Raw genomic sequence first — 7,966 nt, forward strand, 5'->3', positions numbered from 1 at the left:
GATCGTTGATGAAGTGGCATCCCCGGCCGGGGATGCCACTACATCCTTGTTATTGCACGACCTTGGGCGCGGGGCGCGGGGTCAGGTGGTGGCGAGGCGTTGCAGGGCGCCGCGGGCTACCTCGGGGCGGGTCGTGTACCAGAACGGGGGCAGCGAGCGGCGCAGGAACGGCCCGTAGCCCCGCGCCGTCTCCAGGCGCGAGTCGAGCACCGCGACGACTCCCTTGTCGCCGGTGGCCCGGATCAGTCGGCCCACTCCCTGCGCCAGCCGGACGGCCGCGATCGGCACGCTGACCGCGGCGAAGCCGGAGCCGCCGCCCGCGTCCACGGCAGCGGCGCGGGCCGCCGCGAGGGGTTCGTCGGGCCGTGGGAAGGGCAGCCGGTCGATGACCACGAGCTGGCAGGCGTCGCCCGGCACGTCCACCCCCTGCCAGAGCGACATCACCCCGAACAGGCAGCTGGACCGCTCCTCGCGGAAACGGCGGACCAGCAGCGGCAGCGCCTCCTCGCCCTGCAACAACACCGGCAGGTCGGTCCGCGCGCGCAGCAGCTCCGCCGCCTGCGTCGCGGCCCGCCGCGAGGAGAAGAGCCCGAGAGTACGACCACCGAGCGCCTCGACGAGCCCGAGCAGCTCCTCCCCGGCCGCGTCGGGCAGCCCGGAGACGCTGGGCCGGGGCAGGTGCGCGGCGACGTACAGGATGCCCTGCCGGGCGTAGTCGAACGGCGAGCCCACGTCCAGGGAGCGCCAACCCGGCCCCTCGGTCGCCGGCACGACGGACCCCGGATTGGTGTCGTCCGTGAGCCGACGGCCGGGCGCCTCGGCGACCGGGCGGCCCGGGGCGGTGCGGGCGGCCTGCGCGGCAGCGGCCGGGGACGGTGGTGCGGGTGGCGGCGCGTCCAGGCCGAGGGCGCGGGCCACCGTGTCGAACCGGCCGCCGAGCGCCAGGGTGGCCGAGGTGGCCACGACGGTGCGTTCGTCGTACAGGTGGGTTGCGAGGGTGCCGGCCACCGACAGGGGTGCGACCACCAGGGCCCGTCGGCTGCCGCTGTCGTTCTTCTCCACCCAGGCCACGTCGTGGTCGGCCTCTTCGAGGAGCCGCTGGGCGGTGGTGGAGAGGTCGTCCAGGGCGGCCTTGGCCTGCTGCTTGCGGACCGGGTCGGGATCATCTGACTTGATCTCGCCGATCGCGTCCAGGGCGGCGCGGGTGGCCGCGTCGAGCAGCGTGCACGCCTCGCGCAGTGGCGTCGGCAGGCCGGCGGTGAGTCGACCGGCCGGGGCCTCGGCCAGCCCGACGGCGAGGGCGTCACCGGCGGCGGTGAGCGCATCGGCGGTCTCTGGCCGCAGCAGCGTACGGGCCCGCCGGGTGGTCCGGTCGATCAGCTCCGGCACCAGCTCGGCCTGGGCGGCCGAGGAGACCCGGTCGGCCAGCTCGTGTGCCTCGTCGACGATGAGCAGCTTGTGCGGCGGGACGATGTGCCGGTCGGCCAGCATGTCGACCGCCAGGAGGCTGTGGTTGGTCACCACGATGTCGGCCTCGCGGGCGCGGGCCCGGGAGGCCTCGGCGAAGCACTCCGCGCCGAACGGGCAGCGGGCCGCGCCGACGCACTCCCGCGACGGCATCGAGACCAGCCGCCAGGCCTGGTCGTCGACGCCCGGGTCCAGCTCGTCGCGGTCGCCGGTGTCGGTCTTCTCGGCCCAGTCGCGCAGCCGCTCGATCTGCTTGCCCAGCCGGCCCGCCTCGCCGAGCCACTTCGTGCCGCCGCCGGGGCGGGCGGCCGGGGCGTCGAAGAGGGTGTCCTCCGGCTCGTCCTCGGTGGAGTTGTCCAGCCGCGCCAGGCAGAGGTAGTGGTGCCGGCCCTTGAGCACCGCGAACGTGGGCCGGCGGCCGAGCAGCGGCTCGACGGCGTCGGCCAGCCGGGGCAGGTCGTGGTCGACGAGCTGGGACTGCAACGCCAGGGTGGCCGTGGAGACCACCACCGGGCCGTCCACGGTGAGAGCCGGCGCGAGGTACGCCAGCGACTTGCCGGTGCCGGTGCCCGCCTGCACGAGCAGGTGCTCGCCGCTGGTCACGCACTCCTCGATGGCGGTCGTCATCTGCTGCTGGCCGGGCCGCGCCGTGCCGCCGGGGACCGCGCCGACCGCGGCCGCGAGCAGCTCCGTGCCGCTGGGCCGGGCACCCCGCCGCCGGCTTCCACCGCGGGCCGACGGGGTGGCGGAACCGGTGGCGGTGCGGGGCGGAGTCACCGTGCGACGGTACCCGCCGCCGCCGACAGCGTCCGTGCCCATCCGCCCGCGTGGCGCGGACCACCCATCGACCTCGCTGGTCCACCCCGTCCGGTTACGGCCGTGCTACGACGCGTGGGCAGTATCGGTTAGGGTGCGAATCATGCCGAGCGACGTGGTCCGAGTGATCTACCGCAAGTACGACGGCAGCGCGCACCGTGACTACCCGGCCCGCCGCCTCGCGGAGGACGATCTCGGCGTCTGGCTCGGCGTCCCCTTCGGCACCGAGTCGGTCTACCACGGCCGGCCGTCGGTGGAGAAGATCCCCTTCGTCCTGCTGGTGCCGCATCACGCCTGGTGGACGGGCATGTTCAACCCGCCGCCACGGACCAGCGAGGTCTACTGCGACATCGCCACCCCGGCCCGCTGGGAGTCCGACGACACCGTTCACCTGATCGACCTCGACCTGGACGTGGTCCGGCGGCGGGCCACCGGCCTGGTGGAACTGCTCGACGAGGACGAGTTCGCCGAGCACCGGGCCCGTTTCGGCTACCCGCAGGACGTGGTGGTCGAGGCCGAGGCGGCGGCCCAGTGGCTGTACGGCGCCCTCGGCGACGGCACCGAGCCGTTCGCCACGTCGTACCGCAAATGGTTGGCGCTGGTGGTCTGAGCCGGCGCGGGCTCACCAGCGCGGCGGCCACCGGTCGTCGTCGCCCAGCGGCGGCAGGTCGGCCAGCTTCTCCGGGTTGAGCTGGTTGAAGATGCCGGTGATCCGGCCGCCGTCGACCGAGAACGCGGTGACCACCCGGATCGGTCGCCCGTCGCTGTGCGCCGTCTCCACCTGCAGGCCGAGGACGCCGTCGACCAGCACCGGGCGGGCCCGCATCCGTCGCGCGTACCGCCCGGTCCGGCCGAACAGGCCGAGCGTGAAGCGGCCCACCGTGTCCGCGCCGACCACCGGCCGGCGGGCCGTCGGGAAGTGCCCGCCCGAGTCGCCGATCAGGACCACGTCCGGCGCGAGCACCCGCAGCAGCGGATCCAGCTCGCCGGACTCGGTGGCGGCCACGAACGCCGCGAGGACGCGCCGCTGCTCGGCCGGGTCAGCGGCGTGCCGGGGCGCGTCCGGTGCGGCGACGGCCCTGCGGGCCCGGGAGGCGAGCTGCCGGGCGGCCACCTCGCTGGTGCCGAGGACGTCCGCCACCCGGGCGAACGGCACCGCGAACACGTCGTGCAGCACGAACGCGAGCCGCTGCTCGGGCGCGAGCCGTTCCAGCAGCACCCGCAGCGCCGTGCCGACCTGGTCGGTGCGGACCGCGCGTTCGGCGGGGTCGGGGGCGTACCCACCGCTGGCTTCGCCGCCGTGCAGCGGGCTCACGACCGGTTCCGGGAGCCACTGCCCGGGGTACGCCTCGCGGCGGACCCGCGCCGAGCGCAGCACGTCCAGGCAGATCCGGGCGCAGGTGGTGGTCAACCACGCGGAGAGATCGCGGATCTCGGCGCGGGCGGCCGGGTCGGCGAGCGCCCCGGCGTAACGCAGCCAGGTCTCCTGCACCGCGTCCTCGGCCTCGCTGCGGCTGCCCAGCATCCGGTGGGCCACCGCGAGCAGCCGACCCCGCTCGGCCTCGAACTCCGTCGCCAGGTCTCGCACGACCCACCACCCTCCCCCGAGCGCCACGTCCCCCTGGCGCACATCCTCCAACCAACCGGACGCGCCGGCGGCCCCGGACGTGACGGCGGGCCTCGGTGGGCCTGGTGGGCCCTGGCTGGGCCTCGGTGGGCCGGTGGGCCTCGGCGCGCGGATGGCCGGCGGTTGGGCGATGATCCGAGGATGAGCGAACCCCGGCAAGGGCAGAGCGAGCGGGTCGTGGCGCCGGACGGCGGGCCCGTGCGGGACCTGTTGCGGGTCACCGCGCCGGTGGATCTCGCCGCGATCGATCCCCGGTCCACGCCCGGCCTGCCGCCGGCCGAGGTGGTCGGCGAACACCGCAAGACCTGGGCCCGTGCGCAGGTGGCGCTGGTCGGCGAGGAGCTGGGCCGGCAGCAGGAGATGCTCTTCGCGATGGCCAAGGCCGGCTCGGAGCACCCGGCGCGCCGGGTGCTGCTGGTGCTCCAGGCGATGGACTGCGGTGGCAAGGACGGCACGATCAAGCGGGTGGCCGGCGCGATGAACCCCCTCGGCCTGCACATCCGGTCGTTCGGTCCGCCGACCCCGGAGGAGCTGCGGCACGACTTTCTGTGGCGGATCCGCCGGGAGCTGCCTCCGCCCGGGTACGTGGGGATGTTCAACCGCTCACACTACGAGGACGTGTTGATCGCCCGGGTCGGGTCGTTGGTGCCGGAGGCGATCTGGCGGGCCCGCTACGACCAGATCAACTCCTTCGAGCGGGAGCTGGTCGACGACGGGGTGACCGTCGTGAAGGTGATGCTGCACATCTCGTACGCCGAGCAGGGCGAGCGACTGCTGGAACGGCTCACAGATCCGCACAAGCACTGGAAGTACAACCCGTCGGACGTCGACTCCCGGGCGCAGTGGGACGACTACCAGGCCGCGTACGCCGAGGCGCTGAGCCGGTGCGGCACGGACGCCGCGCCGTGGTTCGTGGTGCCGGCGGACCGCAAGTGGTACCGGGACTGGGCCGTGGCACACCTGCTGCGGGAGACGTTCGACACGCTCGATCTGGGGTATCCGCCTGCCGATTTCGACGTGGCGCGCGAGCGTGAGCGGTTGGCCGCTGGGGGAGCGGGGACGGTTGGGACGCCCGAGATGAACAGCAGGTGAACGAGCGGTGAATGTGGCCTGGCCAGGGGTGGGCCGACGAATTTGCAGTTCTGGCGTTTCCTAGCATTCACCGAGCGGACGCCGACGGACGCCGCCACCCTTCCACCGACGCGACGAGGTCTGTGCTGTGAAGTTTTCCTTCCGCCCCACCGAGGGCGCCTTCTACGAGCTCTTCACCAGGGCCGCGCAGAACCTGGTCCGGGGCACCGCGCTGTTGAACGAGCTGGCTCTGCCCGGTGTCGACGTGCAGTCGGTCAGCGAGCGGCTGACCGAGGTCGAGCACGACAGCGACCAGATCACGCACGATCTCTACAAGAAGATCAACTCGACCTTCATCACGCCGTTCGACCGGGAGGACATCTACCGGCTCGGCTCGCTGCTCGACGACGTGATGGACCACCTGGAGGCGGTCGGCGACCTGCTGTACCTGTACGGGCTGACCGAGCTGCCGGCGCTGCCCCGGGAGCTGCACGAGATGGTCAACGTGCTCGACCAGCAGGCCAAGCTGACCGCCGAGGCGATGCCCCGGCTGCAGTCGATGAAGGATCTCGAGGACTACTGGATCGAGTGCAACCGGCTGGAGAACGAGGGCGACCGGATCAACCGGCAACTGCTCGTCCGGCTCTTCTCGGGTGAGTACGACGCGTTGACGGTGCTGAAGATGAAGGAGGTCGCCGACGAGTTGGAAGCCGCCTGCGACGCCTTCGAGCACGTGGCCAACACGGTCGAGACCATCGCGGTCAAGGAGTCCTGAACCGGTGACTCCCGAACTCATCGCCGTCCTGGCGGTGATCGCGGTGGCCCTGGCGTTCGACTACACCAACGGCTTCCACGACGCCGCCAACGCGATCGCGACAAGCGTCTCCACCCGCGCGCTGACACCCCGGATCGCCCTCGGCCTCGCCGCGGTCGGCAACTTCATCGGCGCCCACTTCGGCGCCGGGGTCGCCAAGACCGTCGGCGACGGCCTGGTCACCCTCCCCACGGGGGTGAGCAGCCTCGGGGTGGTCTTCGCCGGAGTGCTCGGTGCCATCGCCTGGAACCTGATCACCTGGTACTTCGGCCTGCCGTCGTCGTCCTCGCACGCGCTCTTCGGCGGCCTGGTCGGCGCGACCCTGCTGTCCAGCGGCGGCATCGTGCAGTGGGGCAACATCGGCGAGAAGGTCATCCTGCCGATGGTGCTCTCGCCGATCGTCGGCCTCACCCTCGGTTACCTGCTGATGCTGGCGATCCTCTGGCTGTTCCGCAAGGGTCAGCCGGGCAGGCTCAACCGGGGTTTCCGCCACGCGCAGACCGTGTCCGCCGCCGCCATGTCGGTCGGCCACGGCATGCAGGACGCCGCCAAGACGATGGGCATCGTGGTGCTGGCGCTCTACACCGGCGGTTTCCAGGAGAGCAAGACGCACATCCCCGGCTGGGTCTTCTGGACCTCGGCCACCATGCTGGCCCTCGGCACGTACGCCGGTGGCTGGCGGATCATCCGCACCCTCGGCCGCAAGATCATCGACCTCGGGCCTCCGGAGGGCTTCGCCGCCGAGACGGTGGCCAGCGCGGTGCTCTACTTCAACGCCCTGGTGTTGAAGGCGCCGATCTCCACGACCCACACGATCACCTCGGCGATCATGGGTGTGGGCGCGACCAAGCGGCTCTCCGCGGTCCGCTGGAACGTCGCCGGCAACATCGTGATCGCCTGGATCATCACGTTCCCGGCGGCGGCGCTGATCGCCTGCGTCGCCTACCTGCTGGTCCGGCCGCTCTTCGGCTGACCGGACCCAGCACGTGGAACGGCCCCGGTCACCGCGACCGGGGCCGTTCGTGTCACTCGTAGCGGACGCCGATCTGCTCGCGGACCGTGTCCAGCAGGGTCATCACCTCAAGCGTCGTGGTGTGTGGCACCAGCGGGCTCTCGGTCAGCCCGGCGGCCAGGCACCGCTGCACCTCGATCGCCTCGTACTGGTAGCCGTTGCCGGCCTCCTCGGCGGAGATCGTCTCGGGCGCGAAGCCGTCCCGGTGCAGGGTCAGCGAAGCCGGCCGGAAGAACGGCTCCGGCAGGTCGATGCGGCCCGTGCTGCCGGTGATCGAGGCGGCCAACGAGCTCGCCCCGACCATGCCGCAGCTCAGCGTGGCCACCGCCCCGCTGTCGTACCCGAACAGGATGCCGGTGTTCTCGTCGGTCCCCTCCGGGCCCAGGTGCGCCCAGGAGCGGATGTGCTGCGGCACGCCGAGCAGCAGGTACGCCAGGCTGATCGGGTAGATCCCCAGGTCGAGCAGCGCGCCCCCGCCCAGCGCCGGGTTGCGCATCCGGTGCTCCGGCGGGAACGGTCCGGCCACCCCGAAGTCGGCCCGGACATTGCTGACCGTGCCGATGGCACCCTCGGCGATCAGCTGGACCGCGCGAAGGATGAGCGGGTTCGTCCTCATCCACATGGCCTCCATCAGGAAGACCCCGGCGGCGCGGGCCGTGTCCACCAGCTCGGTGCTGGTGGCCAGGTCGAGGGTGAACGGCTTCTCCAGCAGCACCGCCCGGCCGGCGGTGAGGCAGGTCAGCGCCGCCTCGTGGTGCGCCGCGTGCGGGGTCGCCACGTAGATCACGTCGACCTCCGGATCGGCGGCCAGCTCCACCCAGGAGCCGTACGCGCGCTTCGCGCCGTACGTGTCGGCGAACCGCTGCGCGCTGTCGGCGGAGCGGGAGCCGACCGCGACCAGTTCGGCGTCCGGCACCAGCCGGAGGTCTTCGGCGAAACGGCTGGCGATGTGGCCGGTGGCCAGGATGCCCCAACGAGTCATGCCGGAACGCTAGCCGAACCGGGTGAACCGCCCCCTGCCCGGCCGCCGCCCAGCTCATCCGTCGAGACCTCGGTGCTCCTCACCGCGACGACATACCTCGCAGGCCGCCCACCTCGTTCGCTCCCTTTGCTCTGCTTCAACCCACGCAACAGTGAACGGCCATTTCTGTTGCGTGGG

7 protein-coding genes are annotated in these 7,966 nt (G+C 72.4%); 4 read left to right on the forward strand and 3 right to left on the reverse strand.

The genetic code is table 11. The annotated features are described in order from the left end of the window. Window positions 1–81: 81 nt before the first annotated feature. The gene (locus AB0J68_RS21875; protein ID WP_363940253.1) at window positions 82–2,286 is read right to left on the reverse strand and encodes an ATP-dependent DNA helicase; all 2,205 of its coding nucleotides are present in this window, start codon (window positions 2,284–2,286) and stop codon (window positions 82–84) included. Window positions 2,287–2,386: 100 nt separating this feature from the next. Between AB0J68_RS21875 and AB0J68_RS21880 the strand changes: the two genes are divergently transcribed. After that, on the forward strand, window positions 2,387–2,893 hold the full coding sequence (locus AB0J68_RS21880; RefSeq protein ID WP_354861637.1) for a DUF402 domain-containing protein: 507 nt from the start codon (window positions 2,387–2,389) through the stop codon (window positions 2,891–2,893). Between the two features lie 12 nt (window positions 2,894–2,905). Here AB0J68_RS21880 and sigJ read toward each other — a convergent pair whose 3' ends face one another. Then, window positions 2,906–3,871: an RNA polymerase sigma factor SigJ gene (sigJ, locus tag AB0J68_RS21885; RefSeq protein WP_354861639.1), complete on the reverse strand. Its 966-nt coding sequence runs from the start codon at window positions 3,869–3,871 to the stop codon at window positions 2,906–2,908. A 180-nt stretch (window positions 3,872–4,051) separates the two neighbouring features. Here sigJ and AB0J68_RS21890 point away from each other — a divergent pair, with 180 nt between their 5' ends. From AB0J68_RS21890 to AB0J68_RS21900, 3 genes are all read left to right on the forward strand, one after another. Beyond that, a complete protein-coding gene (locus AB0J68_RS21890; RefSeq protein WP_363940255.1) occupies window positions 4,052–5,002 on the forward strand; it encodes a PPK2 family polyphosphate kinase in 951 nt (316 codons plus the stop codon). 127 nt (window positions 5,003–5,129) lie between these two features. Beyond that, on the forward strand, window positions 5,130–5,756 hold the full coding sequence (locus tag AB0J68_RS21895; RefSeq protein WP_007465788.1) for a DUF47 family protein: 627 nt from the start codon (window positions 5,130–5,132) through the stop codon (window positions 5,754–5,756). 4 nt (window positions 5,757–5,760) lie between these two features. Continuing rightward, window positions 5,761–6,768, forward strand: coding sequence for an inorganic phosphate transporter (locus AB0J68_RS21900; protein WP_354861642.1), 1,008 nt, complete (start codon window positions 5,761–5,763; stop codon window positions 6,766–6,768). A 52-nt stretch (window positions 6,769–6,820) separates the two neighbouring features. Here the strand turns inward: AB0J68_RS21900 and AB0J68_RS21905 are convergent, their stop codons facing one another. Then, the gene (locus AB0J68_RS21905) at window positions 6,821–7,789 is read right to left on the reverse strand and encodes a Gfo/Idh/MocA family oxidoreductase (RefSeq protein ID WP_363940258.1); all 969 of its coding nucleotides are present in this window, start codon (window positions 7,787–7,789) and stop codon (window positions 6,821–6,823) included. Window positions 7,790–7,966: the final 177 nt, after the last annotated feature.

The sequence above is a fragment of the Micromonospora sp. NPDC049580 genome (assembly GCF_040675595.1).
Lineage (GTDB): Bacteria > Actinomycetota > Actinomycetes > Mycobacteriales > Micromonosporaceae > Micromonospora.

Excerpts from the sequence above, each read along its gene's own strand:
- AB0J68_RS21875 (WP_363940253.1), bottom strand. The coding sequence starts at position 2,286 with ATGGGCACGGACGCTGTCGGCGGCGGCGGGTACCGTCGCACGGTGACT.
- AB0J68_RS21880 (WP_354861637.1), top strand. The coding sequence starts at position 2,387 with ATGCCGAGCGACGTGGTCCGAGTGATCTACCGCAAGTACGACGGCAGC.
- AB0J68_RS21890 (WP_363940255.1), top strand. The coding sequence starts at position 4,052 with ATGAGCGAACCCCGGCAAGGGCAGAGCGAGCGGGTCGTGGCGCCGGAC.
- AB0J68_RS21905 (WP_363940258.1), bottom strand. The coding sequence starts at position 7,789 with ATGACTCGTTGGGGCATCCTGGCCACCGGCCACATCGCCAGCCGTTTC.